This is a genomic window from Citrobacter sp. wls711 (assembly GCF_005281055.1).
GTDB lineage: Bacteria > Pseudomonadota > Gammaproteobacteria > Enterobacterales > Enterobacteriaceae > Citrobacter > Citrobacter gillenii.
The window spans coordinates 1-18,947 of the sequence record NZ_SZXC01000058.1; the positions used below are offsets into that span (position 1 = coordinate 1).

General features: G+C 53.1%; 17 protein-coding genes and 2 tRNA genes. 13 read left to right on the forward strand and 6 right to left on the reverse strand.

The features are described 5' to 3' along the window. The first annotated feature begins 76 nt into the window (after positions 1–76). Together FDW98_RS17355 and FDW98_RS17360 are read left to right on the forward strand one after the other, a co-directional pair. Positions 77–153 (forward strand) — tRNA-Asp (locus tag FDW98_RS17355). Between the two features lie 52 nt (positions 154–205). Continuing rightward, a tRNA-Trp gene (locus tag FDW98_RS17360) sits at positions 206–281 on the forward strand. Between the two features lie 103 nt (positions 282–384). Here the strand turns inward: FDW98_RS17360 and hdfR are convergent. Next, entirely contained in the window at positions 385–1,218 is an 834-nt protein-coding gene (gene hdfR / locus FDW98_RS17365) for an HTH-type transcriptional regulator HdfR (protein WP_096758962.1), read from the reverse strand. A 118-nt stretch (positions 1,219–1,336) separates the two neighbouring features. Here hdfR and maoP point away from each other — a divergent pair, with 118 nt between their 5' ends. Next, positions 1,337–1,675: a macrodomain Ori organization protein MaoP gene (gene maoP / locus FDW98_RS17370; RefSeq protein WP_096758961.1), complete on the forward strand. Its 339-nt coding sequence runs from the start codon at positions 1,337–1,339 to the stop codon at positions 1,673–1,675. 25 nt (positions 1,676–1,700) lie between these two features. Here the strand turns inward: maoP and FDW98_RS17375 are convergent, their stop codons facing one another. Continuing rightward, positions 1,701–3,221 (reverse strand): YifB family Mg chelatase-like AAA ATPase, encoded by a 1,521-nt coding sequence (locus FDW98_RS17375; protein WP_096758960.1) that lies wholly within the window; start codon positions 3,219–3,221, stop codon positions 1,701–1,703. A 353-nt stretch (positions 3,222–3,574) separates the two neighbouring features. On the opposite strand from FDW98_RS17375, the gene ilvL reads away from it, so the two are divergent. From ilvL to ilvA, 6 genes are all read left to right on the forward strand, one after another. Further along, the gene (gene ilvL / locus FDW98_RS17380; protein WP_001311244.1) at positions 3,575–3,673 is read left to right on the forward strand and encodes an ilv operon leader peptide; all 99 of its coding nucleotides are present in this window, start codon (positions 3,575–3,577) and stop codon (positions 3,671–3,673) included. Between the two features lie 139 nt (positions 3,674–3,812). Continuing rightward, entirely contained in the window at positions 3,813–5,459 is a 1,647-nt protein-coding gene (gene ilvG / locus FDW98_RS17385) for an acetolactate synthase 2 catalytic subunit (protein ID WP_096758959.1), read from the forward strand. Then, positions 5,456–5,719: an acetolactate synthase 2 small subunit gene (gene ilvM / locus FDW98_RS17390; protein WP_096758958.1), complete on the forward strand. Its 264-nt coding sequence runs from the start codon at positions 5,456–5,458 to the stop codon at positions 5,717–5,719. Before ilvG ends, ilvM begins: the two co-directional genes overlap by 4 nt. A 17-nt stretch (positions 5,720–5,736) precedes the next feature. Continuing rightward, positions 5,737–6,666: a branched-chain amino acid transaminase gene (locus tag FDW98_RS17395; protein ID WP_096758957.1), complete on the forward strand. Its 930-nt coding sequence runs from the start codon at positions 5,737–5,739 to the stop codon at positions 6,664–6,666. 61 nt (positions 6,667–6,727) lie between these two features. After that, positions 6,728–8,578 carry a dihydroxy-acid dehydratase gene (gene ilvD / locus FDW98_RS17400; protein WP_096758956.1) on the forward strand — a complete coding sequence of 617 codons (1,851 nt, stop codon included), beginning with the start codon at positions 6,728–6,730 and terminating at the stop codon, positions 8,576–8,578. A gap of 4 nt (positions 8,579–8,582) precedes the next feature. Beyond that, positions 8,583–10,127, forward strand: a complete 1,545-nt coding sequence (gene ilvA / locus FDW98_RS17405; RefSeq protein WP_096758955.1) for a threonine ammonia-lyase, biosynthetic — start codon at positions 8,583–8,585, stop codon at positions 10,125–10,127. Positions 10,128–10,159: 32 nt separating this feature from the next. Here ilvA and ilvY read toward each other — a convergent pair whose 3' ends face one another. Then, positions 10,160–11,050 (reverse strand): HTH-type transcriptional activator IlvY, encoded by an 891-nt coding sequence (gene ilvY, locus FDW98_RS17410; protein ID WP_096758954.1) that lies wholly within the window; start codon positions 11,048–11,050, stop codon positions 10,160–10,162. Between the two features lie 153 nt (positions 11,051–11,203). On the opposite strand from ilvY, the gene ilvC reads away from it, so the two are divergent. Beyond that, the gene (gene ilvC, locus FDW98_RS17415) at positions 11,204–12,679 is read left to right on the forward strand and encodes a ketol-acid reductoisomerase (protein ID WP_096758953.1); all 1,476 of its coding nucleotides are present in this window, start codon (positions 11,204–11,206) and stop codon (positions 12,677–12,679) included. 210 nt (positions 12,680–12,889) lie between these two features. Here the strand turns inward: ilvC and ppiC are convergent, their stop codons facing one another. Then, positions 12,890–13,171, reverse strand: coding sequence for a peptidylprolyl isomerase PpiC (ppiC, locus tag FDW98_RS17420; RefSeq protein ID WP_015960967.1), 282 nt, complete (start codon positions 13,169–13,171; stop codon positions 12,890–12,892). An 84-nt stretch (positions 13,172–13,255) separates the two neighbouring features. On the opposite strand from ppiC, the gene rep reads away from it, so the two are divergent. Further along, complete coding sequence (rep, locus tag FDW98_RS17425; RefSeq protein ID WP_096758952.1) at positions 13,256–15,277, forward strand: DNA helicase Rep; 2,022 nt, start codon at positions 13,256–13,258, stop codon at positions 15,275–15,277. Between the two features lie 47 nt (positions 15,278–15,324). Here rep and gppA read toward each other — a convergent pair whose 3' ends face one another. Further along, positions 15,325–16,806, reverse strand: coding sequence for a guanosine-5'-triphosphate,3'-diphosphate diphosphatase (gppA, locus tag FDW98_RS17430; RefSeq protein ID WP_096758951.1), 1,482 nt, complete (start codon positions 16,804–16,806; stop codon positions 15,325–15,327). 91 nt (positions 16,807–16,897) lie between these two features. Continuing rightward, positions 16,898–18,166 (reverse strand): ATP-dependent RNA helicase RhlB, encoded by a 1,269-nt coding sequence (rhlB, locus tag FDW98_RS17435; protein ID WP_096758950.1) that lies wholly within the window; start codon positions 18,164–18,166, stop codon positions 16,898–16,900. A 117-nt stretch (positions 18,167–18,283) separates the two neighbouring features. On the opposite strand from rhlB, the gene trxA reads away from it, so the two are divergent. After that, positions 18,284–18,613: a thioredoxin TrxA gene (trxA, locus tag FDW98_RS17440; protein WP_001280776.1), complete on the forward strand. Its 330-nt coding sequence runs from the start codon at positions 18,284–18,286 to the stop codon at positions 18,611–18,613. A gap of 132 nt (positions 18,614–18,745) precedes the next feature. Next, entirely contained in the window at positions 18,746–18,874 is a 129-nt protein-coding gene (locus FDW98_RS17445; protein WP_096758949.1) for a rho operon leader peptide, read from the forward strand. Positions 18,875–18,947 lie beyond the last annotated feature (73 nt).

Consider the following 18,947-nt stretch of genomic DNA (forward strand, 5'->3'; position numbering starts at 1 on the left):
GAGAGTAGGGAACTGCCAGGCATCAAATTGCAGTAAACCGGGATGAAAAATCCGGGTAGTGACAAAGAAATTCGGTGGAGCGGTAGTTCAGTTGGTTAGAATACCTGCCTGTCACGCAGGGGGTCGCGGGTTCGAGTCCCGTCCGTTCCGCCACTTATTAGAAAATTAAGCCTGCTACCTTAGCAGGCTTAATGATAAGAAATATAGGGGCGTAGCTCAGTTGGTAGAGCACCGGTCTCCAAAACCGGGTGTCGCGAGTTCGAGTCTCTCCGCCCCTGCCAGAAACAATCCTTAGCATTTTTGCTAAGGATTTTTTTTACCTGAAAATCACGCCACCTTCATACTGTTTATTTCCTGTTTCCGGCATCCTTGCCAGCGTCCATTTTAATCATCCAGAATATTCGTTTTCAGCAGATCGCAGATAAGCGTATGTTTATCGCTATTTTGCAGCCAGACCGCATATAACGGACGTGAAAGTGTCGTGCTGTCAGAAACTATATGGAGATCGCTTTTTGTTTTCGCCCAACACACGGGAAGCCAACTAAAACCCTTCAGTACAGGAAGTTGCTGTCTTGCTAGCTCAGCAGAACTGGTGGTTAGCACTGGTACTTCGTCGCCGGCAACTAATCCCGCTTCGTGTTGTTGAAAATCAGGTCCCCACTCCAGACGCAGATAATTCAGTTCATCTTTTGTTTGTGATGGAGCGCTGCAATAGAGCGCCAACGTGAAATACCCCAGTAGTTGACTGCTAAATTCGTCCATTTTTGGGGATTCAGTAGTAATCAGCAGATCAAGCTGTCGTTCATGGAGTTGCTTTACTAGCGACTGGCGCTGCGCGATCCTGGCTTCAAACTGCAGGCTGGTTTGCGGCACCTGCGACTGATATAAACGACCCAGCCAGCCATTGAGCATGCATTCCCAAAGGGAAGCGCTGGCACCGATAGAGAACTCATTATGGCGTGAGGTATTTGCGACCTCCTTACGTGCTGCTTGCCACGTATTCATCAGCGTTTCAGCATATGGCAATAATTTTTCACCCGCAGCGGTTAAACGGATATTGTTTCTGTGTCGGGTGAAGAGGTTCACACCCAGTTGATTTTCCAGTTGTCTGATGCGAAAACTGACCGCCGATTGGGTCAAATAGAGCGCTTCAGCTGCCCGGCCAAAGTGGCGCGTTCGGCTAACTTCCAGGAAAGTCTTTAACAATTCCGTATCCACAACTCACTCCATAAAATTATTTGTCGTTATGATTTAAATCTTTTGTTTGACGCTCTGTCAAGCGTAACTAATACTCCGCGCCATAAATAGCTCGGCCAAAGAATTAGGAGCGTGCAGGATGGCGGAAAGCTTTACGACGACTAATCGATATTTCGACAATAAATATTATCCCCGCGGATTCTCCCGTCATGGTGATTTCACCATTAAAGAGGCACAGCTGCTTGAGCGTCACGGTTATGCCTTTAATGAGCTGGATCTGGGCAAGCGTGAGCCGGTAACTGAAGAAGAGAAGTTGTTTGTGGCGGTATGCCGTGGTGAACGTGAGCCGGTTACCGAAGCGGAACGTGTGTGGTCTAAATACATGACGCGTATTAAGCGCCCAAAACGTTTCCACACGCTGTCTGGCGGCAAACCTCAGGTGGAAGGTGCAGAAGATTACACCGAGTCAGAGGATTAATAAAAAAAGGGCGAAAGCCCTTTTTTTATGCCAGTAGTTTCTGTAAATGGATTAACAACCTGTCTATTGCCCGATAGCCAACGGCTTCCTGTAAATGTTGACGGGTGATCTGGTCACATTGCTCAATATCCGCAATTGTGCGAGCGACCTTTATCAAGCGCAGCCATGCGCGGATGGACAATCCAAGATGTGCTAACGTTTCCTCCAGCCAGCGTGCGTCATCCCTGTGTAAGACGCAGAATTGATGTATATCCTGGCTGCCCAGATGCGCATTTAACTTATTTTGCCGCTGATACTGGCGCTCACGCGCGGCCATAACCCGTTTCTTCACCGTCTCACTGTCTTCTCCCTTTGCTGCTCGCTGACTGAGTATACCGGGCGGTGGAAGGGGTATTTCGAGGGACAAATCGAAGCGGTCGAGAAAAGGGCCAGATAAGCGATTGAGGTAACGTAGCGTTTGCTCTGGGGTACAACGGTTGTGGTTTCCCTGATAGTGCCCTGTTGGGCTTGGATTCATTGCTGCTATCAATTGAAAGCGTGCCGGGTAGGTTATTTTTGCCCGGGTGCGTGATAAATGAATCTGTCCGGATTCAATAGGCTCACGCAGGGCATCCAGCGTACGGCGTTCAAACTCGGGCAATTCATCCAGAAATAATATGCCGTTATGTGCCAGAGAAATCTCACCCGGTGCCGGTATCGATCCTCCTCCTACCATTGCGGTTAAGGACGCGCTGTGATGGGGTGAGCGAAAGGGACGTTGCTTCCACTGTTTTTGTATGGTGTCGGAATTGACCAGGCTGAGAATTGCCGCGCTTTCCAGAGCCTCATCATTACTTAACGGTGGTAACAATCCGCGAAGGCGACTGGCAAGCATCGTTTTTCCCGTACCCGGCGGGCCGATGAGCAAGAGATTGTGGCCGCCTGCAGCGGTAATCTCCAGCCCTCGCTTGCCCTGTTCCTGGCCGATGACGTCGCTGAGGTCATCAGATGAGCCTGCAGGTGGCATCTCTACGCAAACAGGCCTTTCTAATTCATGCTTACCTTCGAGAAATGCGCACACGGCTTGCAGGTGATCGGCAATCAGGCAGCCCTCGCCGTGTATTAGCCCCACTTCTGCAGCGTTCTCTTTTGCGACAATAATTCGCCTACCTGCGCGAATTGCTTCAGTTGCGCTGGATATTGCTCCGGGAACGCCACGTAGAGCGCCTGTAAGCGCTAGTTCACCGACTAACTCATAAGTATCGAGATTATGTGTTGTAAGCTGCTCTGATGCAGCCAGAAGCGCAATGGCGATAGGTAAATCATATCTCCCTCCTTCTTTAGGCAGATCTGCCGGGGCAAGGTTGATGGTTATCTTCTTGGCCGGAAATTCATACCCGCTATTAATAATCGCACTGCGAACTCGATCTCGAGCCTCTTTCACGGTGGTTTCGGGTAGTCCAACCATGGTTAAACCGGGCAAGCCATTACTAATATGGACTTCAATAGTAATGGGTGGTGCATTGACGCCTAATGCGGCGCGCGTGTGGACTATCGACAGTGACATAACCCCTCCTGATGCAGGTATTATGTCTTAATAGATGGCGACGATATCTTGCTTGATTGATACTTTTAGATGCTGATTCATGTATTTTTATGCAAGGGCTAATGTTTTACGTAACCTCTGGAACAATGCTCACAAGCGCCGCTCAAAGTGCCGCCTGCAGAGGGAACACATGATCGTGTTTACTGAATAACGTGAAATATTTTCATTTTCTATTTTTTGTATAAAAAACAACGCGATTTATAGAAACCGTTAACCGTGTCAGAAAAATGAATGCAGAAATATCTTGTGCCATAGTGAAACTCTATGGTAACTCTTTAGGTATTCCTTCGAACAAGATGCAAGAAAATACAAAAATGACAGCCCTTCTACGAGTGATTAGCCTGGTCGTGATTAGCGTGGTGGTGATTATTATCCCACCGTGCGGGGCTGCACTTGGACGAGGAAAGGCTTAAAAAACAAGCCTTAACGAACTAAGACCCCCGCACCGAAAGGTTCGGGGGTTTTTTTTGACCTTAAAAACTTAAACGAGGAGCAGAAAGTGAATACTAGCATAAAACTCTGTTTCTCAAGATTTACGGCGGGGATGTAACTATGAATGGGGCACAGTGGGTGGTACATGCGTTGCGTGCACAAGGGGTGAAAACCGTCTTTGGCTATCCCGGTGGCGCAATTATGCCGGTTTACGATGCGTTGTATGACGGCGGCGTAGAACATCTGTTGTGTCGACACGAGCAGGGGGCGGCGATGGCGGCGATTGGCTATGCCCGCTCAACCGGTAAAACCGGTGTCTGTATCGCGACTTCCGGTCCTGGTGCAACCAACCTGATCACCGGCCTGGCAGATGCGCTGTTAGATTCCGTTCCCGTTGTGGCGATCACTGGTCAAGTCTCTTCCCCGTTTATCGGCACCGATGCGTTCCAGGAAGTGGATGTACTCGGCATGTCGCTGTCATGTACCAAACATAGTTTCCTGGTGCAGTCGCTGGAAGAGCTGCCGCGTATCATGGCCGAGGCCTTCGACGTGGCGAACTCTGGTCGTCCGGGTCCGGTTCTGGTTGATATCCCGAAAGACATTCAGTTAGCCAGCGGTACGCTGGAACCCTATTTCACCACCGTCGAAAACGCTGTTGCTTTCCCTCATGCTGAGGTTGAACAAGCCCGCAAGATGTTGGCGAAGGCACAGAAACCCGTACTGTACGTAGGTGGTGGCGTAGGGATGGCGCAGGCAGTTCCAGCGCTGCGTGAGTTTATTGCCGCAACGCATGTGCCGGTGGTTTGTACGTTGAAAGGCCTTGGCACTGTGGATGCAGATTACCCGTACTATCTGGGTATGCTGGGCATGCATGGCACCAAAGCGGCAAACTTTGCGGTGCAGGAGTGCGATTTGCTGATCGCCGTCGGTGCGCGTTTTGATGACCGGGTGACTGGCAAGCTGAACACTTTCGCCCCTAATGCCAGCGTGATCCACATGGATATCGATCCGGCCGAGATGAACAAACTGCGCCTGGCACACGTTGCGCTGCAAGGCGATTTAAATACGCTGTTACCCGCATTACAACAACCGCTGGCCATCAATGAATGGTGCCAGTATGCCGCCGAAATGCGTGCAGAACATGCCTGGCGCTATGATCATCCGGGGGAGGCTATTTACGCTCCGCTGTTGTTAAAACAGCTGTCCGAAAGGAAACATAAGGATAGCGTGGTGACGACGGATGTTGGTCAGCATCAGATGTGGTCAGCACAACACATGACCTACACTCGCCCGGAGAACTTCATCACCTCCAGCGGCCTGGGGACGATGGGCTTTGGCTTACCTGCAGCAGTGGGGGCGCAGGTGGCCCGTCCGAATGATACGGTCATCTGTATCTCCGGTGACGGCTCCTTCATGATGAATGTGCAGGAGCTGGGCACCGTGAAACGCAAGCAGTTGCCGCTGAAAATCGTCTTACTCGACAACCAGCGGTTAGGCATGGTGCGACAATGGCAGCAGCTGTTTTTCCAGGAACGCTATAGCGAAACTACCCTGACCGATAATCCCGATTTCCTTATGTTGGCCGGCGCCTTCGGCATCCCAGGCCAACACATCACCCGTAAAGACCAGGTTGAAGCGGCTCTCGACACCATGCTGAACAGTAATGGGCCATACCTGCTTCATGTCTCAATCGACGAACTTGAGAATGTCTGGCCTCTGGTACCTCCTGGTGCCAGTAACTCAGAAATGCTGGAGAAATCATCATGATGCAACATCAGGTCGCCGTTGAGGCTCGTTTCAATCCGGAAACGTTAGAACGTGTTTTGCGCGTGGTACGCCATCGTGGTTTTCAGGTGTGCTCCATGAATATGAATGCTGCCAGCGATGCGCAGAATATAAATATTGAATTGACCGTTGCCAGCCCACGGTCGGTCGACTTACTGTTTAGTCAGTTAAGTAAACTGGTCGATGTTGCACATGTTGCTATCTGCCAGAGCACAACCACATCACAACAAATTCGCGCCTGAGCGCAAAAGGAAGAGAAATGACGACGAAAAAAGCTGATTTCATTTGGTCTAATGGCGAGATGATTCGTTGGGAAGACGCGAAGGTTCACGTGATGTCCCATGCGCTGCACTACGGTACATCAGTATTTGAAGGTATCCGTTGCTATGATTCTCACAAAGGGCCGGTGGTGTTCCGTCATCGCGAGCACATGCAGCGTCTGCGTGATTCAGCCAAAATTTATCGTTTTCCGGTTTCTCAGAGCGTTGATGAGTTGATGGAAGCTTGCCGTGCGGTGATCCGTAAAAATAACCTGACCAGTGCGTACATCCGCCCGCTGGTGTTTGTTGGCGATGTCGGCATGGGCGTTAACCCACCGGCGGGATACACCACGGATGTGATCATTGCTGCGTTCCCGTGGGGGGCTTACCTGGGTGCTGATGCCCTGGATCAGGGGATCGACGCGATGGTTTCTTCCTGGAACCGTGTCGCACCCAACACCATTCCTACCGCCGCCAAGGCGGGTGGTAACTACCTGTCTTCACTGCTGGTGGGTAGCGAAGCGCGTCGTCATGGTTATCAGGAAGGTATTGCGCTGGATGTGAACGGCTACATCTCCGAAGGCGCGGGTGAAAACCTGTTTGAAGTTAAAGACGGCATTCTGTTTACTCCACCGTTTACCTCTTCCGCGCTGCCGGGCATCACACGTGATGCGATTATCAAACTGGCGAAAGACCTCGATATCGAAGTGCGTGAACAGGTGCTGTCTCGTGAGTCGCTGTACCTGGCCGATGAAGTGTTCATGTCCGGTACGGCGGCAGAAATTACCCCGGTGCGCAGCGTTGACGGTATCCAGGTGGGTGAAGGCCGTTGTGGCCCGGTCACCAAGCGCATTCAGCAGGCCTTCTTTGGCCTCTTCACCGGTGAAACGGAAGATAAATACGGCTGGTTGGATCAGGTTAATCACTAAGTATAAATTTGGGACGGCACGCACCGTCCCATTTAAATAGTCAGACGGGAGTAAATAAAGCATGCCTAAGTATCGTTCCGCCACAACAACACATGGCCGCAATATGGCGGGAGCCCGCGCGCTGTGGCGCGCCACCGGGATGACTGACGATGACTTCGGTAAGCCGATTATCGCCGTCGTAAACTCGTTTACCCAGTTTGTGCCGGGCCACGTGCATCTGCGCGATCTCGGTAAGCTGGTTGCCGAACAGATCGAAGCCTCCGGCGGCGTAGCCAAAGAGTTTAATACTATCGCCGTGGATGACGGTATCGCCATGGGCCACGGGGGCATGCTGTATTCCCTGCCGTCACGTGAGCTGATCGCCGATTCGGTGGAGTACATGGTGAACGCCCACTGCGCCGATGCGATGGTCTGTATCTCTAACTGCGACAAAATTACCCCGGGGATGTTAATGGCTTCCCTGCGCCTGAACATCCCGGTGATCTTTGTGTCCGGCGGCCCGATGGAAGCCGGTAAAACCAAACTCTCAGATCAGATAATCAAACTCGATCTGGTGGATGCGATGATTCAGGGTGCGGACCCGAAAGTCTCTGATTCGCAAAGCGATCAGATTGAGCGCTCCGCCTGTCCGACCTGTGGTTCCTGTTCGGGGATGTTCACCGCTAACTCGATGAACTGTCTGACCGAAGCGCTGGGCCTGTCGCAGCCGGGTAACGGTTCGCTGTTGGCCACCCACGCCGATCGTAAACAGCTGTTCCTCAATGCGGGTTCACGTATCGTTGAGCTGACCAAACGCTATTACGAACAGAATGATGATTCTGCGCTGCCGCGCAATATTGCCAACAAGGCGGCGTTTGAAAATGCCATGACCCTGGATATCGCCATGGGGGGGTCCACGAACACCGTTCTGCACCTGCTGGCGGCTGCACAGGAAGCTGAAATCGACTTCACCATGAGTGATATCGACAAGCTGTCCCGCAAAGTGCCGCAGCTGTGTAAAGTCGCGCCGAGCACCCAGAAATACCATATGGAAGATGTTCACCGCGCGGGCGGTGTGCTGGGGATTTTAGGCGAGTTGGATCGTGCCGAGTTATTGAATCGCGATGTGAAAAACGTGCTGGGGTTGACCCTGCCGCAAACCCTGGATCGCTATGATGTCATGCTGACCCAGGATGAGGCGGTGAAAAACATGTTCCGCGCCGGCCCGGCGGGCGTTCGTACCACCCAGGCGTTCTCGCAGGATTGTCGCTGGGACACGCTGGATGACGATCGCGCTGAAGGCTGTATCCGCTCGCTGGAACACGCTTACAGCAAAGACGGCGGTCTGGCGGTACTGTACGGTAACTTTGCGGAAAACGGCTGTATCGTGAAAACTGCAGGCGTGGATGACAGCATCCTGAAATTCACCGGCCCGGCGAAAGTCTACGAAAGTCAGGATGATGCCGTTGAAGCTATCCTCGGTGGCAAAGTGGTGGCGGGTGATGTGGTGGTGATTCGCTACGAAGGGCCGAAAGGCGGGCCGGGCATGCAGGAAATGCTCTACCCAACCACCTTCCTGAAATCCATGGGGCTGGGTAAAGCCTGTGCCTTGATCACCGACGGTCGTTTCTCCGGTGGGACGTCAGGTCTGTCTATCGGTCACGTGTCTCCGGAAGCGGCGAGCGGCGGTAACATCGCGATTATTGAAGATGGCGACAGGATTGCGATTGATATCCCGAATCGTGGCATTCAGCTGTTGTTGAGCGATGCGGAGATCGCGGCCCGTCGTGAAGCGCAGGATGCTCGCGGTGACAAAGCCTGGACGCCAAAAGATCGCCAGCGTCAGGTCTCCTTCGCGCTGCGTGCCTATGCCAGCCTGGCAACCAGCGCTGACAAAGGCGCGGTGCGCGATAAATCGAAGCTGGGGGGCTAATACTATGGCTGATTCACAACCCCTGTCCGGCTCCCCTGAGGGGGCAGAATATCTCAGGGCGGTGCTGCGTGCGCCGGTCTATGAAGCGGTGCAGGTTACGCCGCTGCAAAAAATGGAAAAACTCTCTTCGCGCCTCGATAACGTGGTCCTGGTGAAGCGCGAAGACCGACAGCCGGTACACAGTTTCAAGCTGCGCGGGGCCTACGCGATGATGGCGGGCCTGACTGAAGCGCAAAAAGCGCAGGGCGTGATCACCGCGTCGGCAGGAAACCATGCTCAGGGCGTGGCCTTCTCCTCTGCGCGCCTTGGGGTGAAGGCGCTGATCGTCATGCCAACGGCTACCGCGGATATCAAAGTCGATGCCGTTCGCAGTTTCGGTGGCGAAGTGCTGCTGCACGGTGCCAATTTTGATGAAGCGAAAGCCAAAGCGATTGAACTGGCACAGCAACAAGGTTTCACCTGGGTTCCGCCATTCGATCACCCGATGGTGATTGCCGGGCAGGGCACACTGGCGCTTGAGCTGCTGCAGCAGGATGCGCATCTCGATCGGATATTTGTTCCGGTTGGCGGCGGCGGTCTGGCGGCGGGTGTGGCGGTGCTGATTAAACAGCTGATGCCACAAATCAAAGTTATTGCCGTGGAAGCCGAAGACTCAGCCTGCCTGAAGGCGGCACTGGATGCGGGCCACCCGGTCGATCTGCCGCGCGTAGGCCTGTTTGCTGAAGGCGTGGCGGTGAAACGCATCGGTGATGAAACCTTCCGCCTGTGTCAGGAATACCTCGACGACATTATCACCGTTGATAGCGATGCAATCTGCGCGGCGATGAAAGACTTGTTCGAAGACGTGCGTGCGGTGGCGGAGCCGTCTGGCGCACTGGCGCTGGCGGGGATGAAAAAATACATCGCCCAGCACAATATTCGTGGTGAACGTCTGGCGCACGTGCTGTCCGGTGCCAACGTCAATTTCCACGGCCTGCGCTATGTGTCTGAACGCTGCGAGCTGGGTGAACAACGTGAAGCGCTGCTGGCGGTGACCATCCCGGAAGAAAAGGGGAGTTTCCTGAAATTCTGCCAGCTGTTGGGTGGACGTTCGGTGACCGAATTTAACTACCGGTTTGCCGATGCGAAAGATGCCTGCATTTTTGTCGGCGTACGCCTGAGCCGCGGTCTGGAAGAGCGCAAAGAAATCCTCCAGTTGCTTAGCGACGGCGGTTACAGCGTGGTGGATCTGTCCGATGATGAAATGGCCAAGCTACACGTGCGCTATATGGTCGGTGGACGCCCCTCGAAACCGCTACAGGAACGCCTTTACAGCTTTGAGTTCCCCGAGTCACCAGGGGCGCTGCTGAAATTCCTGCATACCTTAGGGACCCACTGGAATATCTCGTTGTTCCATTATCGCAGTCACGGCACCGACTATGGTCGCGTGCTGGCGGCGTTTGAATTGGGCGATCATGAGCCGGATTTTGAAACGCGGATCAACGAACTGGGCTACGACTGCCATGATGAGAGTCATAACCCGGCGTTCAGGTTCTTTCTGGCAGGGTAGGCCGGATAAGGCGCTTGTGCCGCCATCCGGCATTAGTGGCCAGGCAGCAAGCTCCAGAATGCCTCAATCAGCGGCTCATGCAGCCGCTTTTTTTGTACGCAAACGCCCAGCTCAAACGGCGTTTTCTCGTCGCTACGTTCTAAAATCATCACGCGGTTACGCACCGGCTCCGGACTGTTTTCCAGCACCACTTCCGGCAGCAGCGCCACGCCGCAGCCCAGCGCCACCATCGAGACCATCGCCTCGTGACCGCCGACCGTGGCGTAAATTGATGGATTACTGATTTTATGACGGCGGAACCACAGCTCAATGCGGCGGCGTACCGGGCCCTGGTCGGCCATGATAAACGGCACAGTGGACCAGTCGGGATCATCGATGGACACCTGATTGCGTACCGGGCACGGCAATGCCGGAGCAATTAACACCACCGCCAGATTTTCCAGCATAGAGAATGCCACCGCACCAGGCAGGGTTTCCGGTTTCCCGGCTATTGCCAGATCCGCTTCTCCGGTGACCACTTTTTCCATCGCATCGGCGGCATCGCCGGTGGTGAGCTTAATCTCGACCGACGGGTGTTCTGCGCGAAAGCGATCAAGGATTGGCGGCAGATGGCTGTAGGCGGCGGTGACCGAACAGAAGATATGCAGCTCGCCCGACAGAGAGGGTCCCTGCTGATCGAGGGTGTGGCGCAGTTGCTGATACTGCAATAACGTCTGCTGGGCAAAAATGCGCAGCTCTTCGCCCGCTTCGGTCAGGGTAACCGTGCGATTATCTCGCACGAACAGCGCCTGGCCAAGATCCTCTTCGAGTCGCTGAATCTGCCGGGAAAGCGTGGAGGGGCTGACGTGCATCGCCCGCGCGCTGCGGCCAAAGTGGCGGCTTTCCGCCAGGTGCAGGAAGGTTTTTAGATCGCGTAAATCCACGGCTCGCACTCCACTATTTTACATTGCATAAATTGCAACGTGACGTTGTGAATATATCAATTTCCGCAATAAATTTCCTGTTGTAATGTGGGTTCATTCTCGCTGAAACGCGAACCGAACAATAAGACACACAACATCACGGAGTACACCATCATGGCTAACTACTTTAATACACTGAACCTGCGCCAGCAGCTGGCACAGCTGGGTAAATGTCGCTTTATGGGCCGCGACGAATTCGCCGATGGCGCGAGCTACCTTCAGGGTAAAAAAGTGGTCATCATCGGCTGTGGCGCTCAGGGTCTGAACCAGGGCCTGAACATGCGTGACTCCGGTCTGGATATCGCCTACGCACTGCGTAAAGAGGCGATTGCTGAGAAGCGCGCTTCATGGCGTAAAGCGACCGAAAACGGCTTTAAAGTCGGTACCTACGAAGAGCTGGTTCCGCAGGCTGACCTGGTGGTTAACCTGACGCCAGACAAACAGCACTCCGACGTGGTGCGTTCCGTACAGCCGCTGATGAAAGACGGCGCGGCGCTGGGCTATTCCCACGGTTTCAACATTGTGGAAGTGGGCGAACAGATCCGTAAAGACATTACCGTCGTGATGGTTGCGCCGAAGTGCCCGGGTACCGAAGTGCGTGAAGAATACAAACGCGGTTTCGGCGTACCGACCCTGATTGCGGTTCACCCGGAAAACGACCCGAAAGGCGAAGGCATGGCAATTGCTAAAGCCTGGGCAGCCGCAACCGGCGGTCACCGTGCGGGTGTGCTGGAATCCTCTTTCGTGGCGGAAGTGAAATCTGACCTGATGGGCGAGCAGACTATCCTGTGTGGTATGCTGCAGGCCGGTTCTCTGCTGTGCTTCGACAAGCTGGTGGAAGAAGGTACTGACCCGGCATATGCTGAAAAACTGATTCAGTTCGGCTGGGAAACCATCACCGAAGCGCTGAAGCAGGGCGGCATCACCCTGATGATGGACCGTCTGTCCAACCCGGCTAAGCTGCGTGCTTACGCGCTGTCAGAACAGCTGAAAGAAATCATGGCGCCGCTGTTCCAGAAACATATGGACGACATCATCTCCGGCGAATTCTCTTCCGGCATGATGGCTGACTGGGCTAACGACGATAAGAAACTGCTGACCTGGCGTGAAGAGACCGGTAAAACCGCGTTCGAAACCGCCGCTCAGTTTGACGGTAAAATCGGCGAGCAGGAGTACTTCGATAAAGGCGTTCTGATGATCGCGATGGTGAAAGCGGGCGTTGAGCTGGCATTCGAAACCATGGTGGATTCCGGCATCATCGAAGAGTCGGCTTACTACGAATCACTGCATGAGCTGCCGCTGATTGCCAACACTATCGCCCGTAAGCGTCTGTATGAAATGAACGTGGTGATCTCCGATACCGCGGAGTACGGTAACTACCTGTTCTCTTACGCTTGCGTACCGCTGCTGAAAGAGTTCATGACCACGCTGCAAACTGGTGACCTGGGCAAAGCCATTGCTGAAGGTGCGGTAGATAACGCTCAGCTGCGTGACGTCAACGACGCTATTCGTAGCCATGCGATTGAAGAAGTTGGTCAGAAACTGCGCGGCTACATGACTGACATGAAGCGTATCGCCGTCGCAGGTTAATTCCCCGTCGTCTTTCAACTTGCTGATGCGTTGGCTACGTTCGTACACCCCAGTCACATAGTTATCTATGTGACTGGAGATGAACTTCCTTGCCGCCTTCCGCTAAGACGAAATGCATAGAAGAATGTCATATTTATAGAATTTAGTAGGCCTGATAAGCGAAGCGCCATCAGGCAAAAAAGCCCGGAGGTTTATACTCCGGGCTTTCTATTAGTTGCGGTACAGCACCTTAATGATGTGGTAACCGAACTGGGTGTGCAGCGGGCCTGTTGGCTCCAGCACCGGGCAGGAGAAGACCACTTTATCAAACGCCGGAACCATCTGGCCCTGACGGAATTCACCCAGGTGACCGCCTTTCTTACCTGACGGGCAGGTGGAGTGTTTCTTCGCCAGCTTCTCGAAGTCGGCACCATTTTTAATTTGCTCCAGAAGATCCAGTGCCAGTTTCTCTTCTTTAACAAGGATATGCAGTGCTGCTGCTGTTTTTGCCATGATCGTGCCTTGAGTGGGGTGGCTGAGGCTGGCTATACTACCATGCTCTAAATCTCCCCTCCCGACTTTCATTGAGTGATCTTTATGCGTTTAAACCCCGGACAACAACAAGCCGTCGAATTCGTCACCGGACCCTGCCTGGTGCTGGCGGGTGCTGGCTCCGGCAAAACCCGCGTGATCACCAACAAAATTGCGCACCTGATCCGCGTTTGCGGCTATCAGGCACGGCATATTGCGGCGGTGACCTTTACCAACAAGGCCGCGCGTGAGATGAAAGAGCGTGTGGCGCAGACGCTGGGCCGTAAAGAGGCGCGCGGGCTGATGATCTCCACCTTCCACACCCTGGGGCTGGACATTATCAAGCGTGAATACGCAGCGCTGGGCATGAAGTCGAACTTTTCATTGTTCGATGACACCGACCAGGTGGCGTTGCTGAAGGAATTGACCGAAGGGCTCATCGAAGACGATAAGTTGATCCTCCAACAGCTGATCTCGACGATCTCCAACTGGAAAAACGATCTGATGACGCCCTCACAGGCGGCAGCCAGCGCCAAAGGCGAGCGCGATCGTATTTTTGCCCACTGCTACGGTTTGTACGACGCGCACATGAAAGCGTGTAACGTCCTCGATTTTGACGATCTGATTTTGCTGCCTACGCTGCTGCTTCAGCGCAATGAAGAGGTCCGTGAACGCTGGCAGAACAAGATTCGTTATCTGCTGGTGGATGAATATCAGGATACCAACACCAGCCAGTACGAGCTGGTAAAACTGCTGGTGGGTAGCCGTGCGCGTTTTACCGTGGTGGGCGATGACGACCAGTCTATCTATTCCTGGCGCGGTGCACGTCCGCAAAACCTGGTGCTGCTGAGCAAAGATTTCCCGGCGTTGCAGGTGGTTAAGCTGGAACAGAACTACCGTTCTTCCGGACGTATCCTGAAAGCGGCAAACATCCTCATTGCCAACAACCCACATGTTTTTGAAAAACGACTTTTTTCCGAGCTGGGTTACGGTGTCGAACTTAAGGTATTAAGCGCCAATAACGAAGAACATGAAGCAGAGCGCGTGACCGGCGAACTGATTGCCCACCACTTTATTAACAAGACGCAGTATAAAGATTACGCGATTCTGTACCGCGGTAATCATCAGTCGCGGGTGTTCGAAAAATTCCTGATGCAGAACCGCATCCCGTACAAAATTTCTGGCGGCACGTCGTTTTTCTCCCGTCCGGAGATTAAAGATCTGCTGGCCTATCTGCGGGTACTGAGTAACCAGGATGATGACAGCGCATTTCTGCGTATTGTGAATACGCCAAAACGTGAAATTGGTCCAGCGACGCTGCAAAAACTGGGCGAGTGGGCGATGACGCGTAATAAAAGCTTGTTCACCGCCAGCTTTGATATGGGGCTTAGCCAGACGCTAACCGGGCGCGGCTATGAGTCGCTGACCCGCTTTACACAGTGGTTGGGTGAAATCCAGCACCTGGCCGAGCGTGACCCGATTGCGGCTGTGCGCGATCTGATCCACGGCATTGACTACGAATCGTGGCTCTATGAAACCTCACCCAGCCCGAAAGCTGCCGAAATGCGTATGAAAAACGTCAATACACTCTTCAGTTGGATGACGGAAATGCTGGAAGGTAGTGATATTGATGAACCGATGACGCTGACCCAGGTTGTTACCCGCTTTACCCTGCGCGACATGATGGAACGTGGCGAGAGTGAAGAAGAGTTGGATCAGGTACAACTCATGACGTTACATGCCTCCAAAGGGCTGGAGTTCCCGTACGTGTTTATGGTGGGCATGGAAGAAGGCTTTTTGCCACATCAGAGCAGCATTGATGAAGATAACATCGATGAAGAACGTCGTCTGGCCTATGTTGGCATCACTCGCGCGCAGAAAGAACTGATTTTTACACTGTGTAAAGAGCGTCGTCAGTACGGTGAACTGGTGCGCCCGGAGCCGAGTCGTTTTCTGCTGGAATTACCGCAGGACGATATTATCTGGGAGCAGGAGCGAAAAGTGGTCAGCGCTGAGGAGCGGATGCAGAAAGGGCAAGCCAGCATCGCGAATATTCGGGCAATGATGGCGAAAGCAAAAGAGAAGTAGGTTTTTGTAGGCCGGATAAGCGTAGGCTATCCGGCAATACTTGAGGGTTAGTGCACTTCTAAAGGCCAATGGACATAGCTTTGCCACTGGCTTTCCTGATCGATAAGCTCTTTTCCCAGCGGATGATGCACCAGCCAGCCTTCAGGCAGCGTTATCGTAAGATGTTCATTCTTTGCTTCGAGATGAATTTCCGGTACTAAATCATCCCGGCGACGGCTGGCAAAAATGATCGCCAGACGGAGCAAACGGCAAAGATGTTCCGCGATACGCGGCGGCACCGCGTTTTGTTGGTGGAGCGAAGAGAGGTCGACCGGGTTGGTTTGGTTGAGTAACAGCGTGGCTAACAGTTTTTTCTGTGCGGGGGTAAATCCCGGAAGATCGAGATTGCGCACCAGATAGGCCGCATGCTGCGGCGCTTGCTTAAAATCGACGCTAAGTCCAATTTCATGCAACTGACAGGCACTAATCAGTAGTTCGCGGCTGATAGCTTCCAAATGCCACTTTTTATCTACTTGATCGAGGAACTTACTTGCCAGGTTAGCGACACGATGCGCCTGATCGGTATCGACCATAAATCGACGCTGAATATTTCTCAACGTGCGACTGCGAATGTCCTGGTCCACGGCCAGATGCAGCATGCCATAGACCAGACCTTCACGTAATGCGCCGCCAGCAAGGGTCATACACTGGATATTGAGCTCAGTGAAAATGGCGATCAGGATGGCCAGTCCGCTGGGGAACACCAGCGCACGTTCCAGCGTTAACCCTTCGATTTCCAGCTCTTCAAGACGTCCGCAATGAATGGCGCGCTGCTTTAACTGCTGAAGTTTTGCCAGCGTAATGCGTTCGTCCATGCCCTGCGCCATCATGATTTCCTGCAGAGCCTGTACGGTGCCAGAGGCCCCGACACACACTTTCCAGCCGTGAAAACGTAGATTGTCAGCGACAGGACGCAAGACTTCACGCGCTGCCTTCTCTGCCTCGTCAAAGTTTTCCTGCGCCAGATTTCGATCGGTAAAGTACCGTTCGAGCCACGTGACGCAGCCCATCGACAGGCTAAACAAGGAGGTGGTTTGTGCACCTGAGCCGGTGACCAGTTCGGTACTGGCTCCGCCGATATCGACGACCAGACGCTGATCGGCACCGCCGGTGGTGTGGGCAACCCCCTGATAAATCAGCCGGGCTTCTTCTTCACCGCTAATAACCTGAACGGCACAGCCGAGGATCTCTTGCGCTTTGGCAATAAAAATGTCGGCATTGGTGGCGATACGCAGTGTTGCCGTGGCAACCACGCGAATTTGTGGCTGAGGAATATCCTGCAGGCGCTCTGCAAACAGGCGTAGACACTGCCAACCGCGCTCCATGGCTTCAGCTGAGAGCGTATTATCACTATTCAGGCCAGCGGCCAGACGCACCTTGCGTTTAATCCGCGTGAGCGTCTGGATGCTTCCCGCTACCTCGCGTACAACCAGCATATGAAAACTATTGGAGCCGAGATCGATTGCTGCATACAACGAGGTAGAATTCATACACTTCATCCTTCAACCTGTATCTGTGTTGGCTGCGTTTTCTCACCGCCTTGATACAGGCTGAATGATTTTGTGTATGGCATAACGTTTCTTAACCTGAACGACGACGATTACGCGGAGCACCACCGGTGCGGCGTGGGCCATTGCCAGGGCGCGTTCGCGTCAGGCGAAGCGGCTTCGGCAAATCGGTCATCAGTGCATCCGGGTTATACTTGCTGACCGGAATCGAATGGCCGATATAGGTCTCGATGGCAGGTAAATTCAACGCGTACTCTTCACAGGCCAGGCTGATGGAGTGTCCGCTTGCGCCTGCACGGCCGGTACGGCCAATACGGTGTACGTAGTCTTCGCAGTCATCCGGCAGGTCATAGTTAAATACATGCGTAACAGCCGGAATATGCAGACCACGCGCGGCAACGTCGGTTGCAACCAGAATGTCGAGATCGCCACGGGTGAACTCTTCCAGAATGCGCAGACGTTTTTTCTGTGCTACGTCACCGGTCAGCAGACCGACGCGATGGCCGTCAGCGGCAAGGCTGCCCCAAATATCTTCGCAACGGTGCTTGGTGTTTGCAAAAACAATGGCGCGATCTGGCCACTCTTCTTCGATCAGCGTTTGCAGTAAACGCATTTTCTCTTCGTTTGAAGGATAGAAGAGCTCTTCTTTGATACGGTGGCCCGTCTTCTGTTCCGGTTCGACTTCTACGTACTCGGCGTTGTTCATTTGTTCGAACGCCAGTTCGCGAACGCGGTAAGAGAGGGTCGCGGAAAACAGCATATTCAGACGCTGGTTGGTTGGCGGCATCCGACGGAACAGCCAGCGGATATCTTTAATAAAGCCCAGATCGTACATGCGATCGGCTTCATCCAGTACCACGACCTGAATGGCACCCAGGTTGATGTGGTTCTGTTTTGCGTAGTCAATGAGACGGCCCGTGGTGCCGATAAGGATATCGACGCCGCTTTCCAGCACTTTCAGCTGTTTGTCGTAACCGTCGCCGCCATAAGCCAGGCCTAATTTCAGACCGGTAGTTTGCGCCAGCGGTTCCGCATCGGCATGGATCTGCACGGCTAACTCACGCGTTGGCGCCATAATTAGCGCACGCGGTTGGTTCACCTTGCGATCGGCAATCGCGGGATGAGAGAGAAGATAATGAAACGTTGACGTCAGAAACGCCATCGTTTTCCCGGTTCCGGTTTGCGCCTGTCCTGCGACATCACGACCTGCCAGCGTTAGCGGGAGGGCCAGTGCCTGAATGGGCGTGCAATTATGAAACCCTTTATTTTCAAGGGCTTCTATCACCTGTGGGTGCAGTGCGAAGTCGGAAAACTTCTGTTCTGTTAAATGTGTTTTGCTCATAGTGTGGTAGAATATCAGCTTACTATTGCTTTACGAAAGCGTATACGGTGAAATAAAGTCAACCTTTAGTTGGTTAATGCTACACCAACACACCAGGCTTTTTCCTGTGGAGTTATTATGAGCGATAAAATTATTCACCTGACAGACGACAGTTTTGACACGGATGTACTCAAAGCGGACGGAGCTATCCTCGTTGATTTCTGGGCAGAGTGGTGCGGTCCGTGCAAAATGATCGCTCCAATTCTGGATGAAATCGCTGACGAGTATCAGGGTAAATTGACGGTTGCGAAACTGAACATTGACCAAAACCCAGGCACCGCACCGAAATATGGTATCCGTGGTATCCCGACCCTGCTGCTGTTTAAAAACGGCGAAGTTGCGGCGACAAAAGTCGGCGCACTGTCCAAAGGTCAGCTAAAAGAGTTCCTCGACGCTAACCTGGCGTAAGATGGAATTATCAAGTTTGGGCGACCTGATTCCTAAATTCTTCGGATGACTGGACGCCCGACTTGAGTCGTGCTAAGTTAGTGTTGACTTCGTATTAAACATACCTTATTAAGTTTGAATCTTGTTTATCCAATGCTTCCCGTTGTTTCTCACGCGAGAAGTGGACAGATTCCTGGCTTGTCGCTCAATCCGTCTTGTCGTTTCAGTTCTGCGTACTTTCCTGTGACCAGACAGCGAACAGACATGAGTCGATGGCCGTAAACAGGCATGGATGACCCTGCCATACCATTCACAACATTAAGTTCGAGATTTACCCCAAGTTTAAGAACTCACA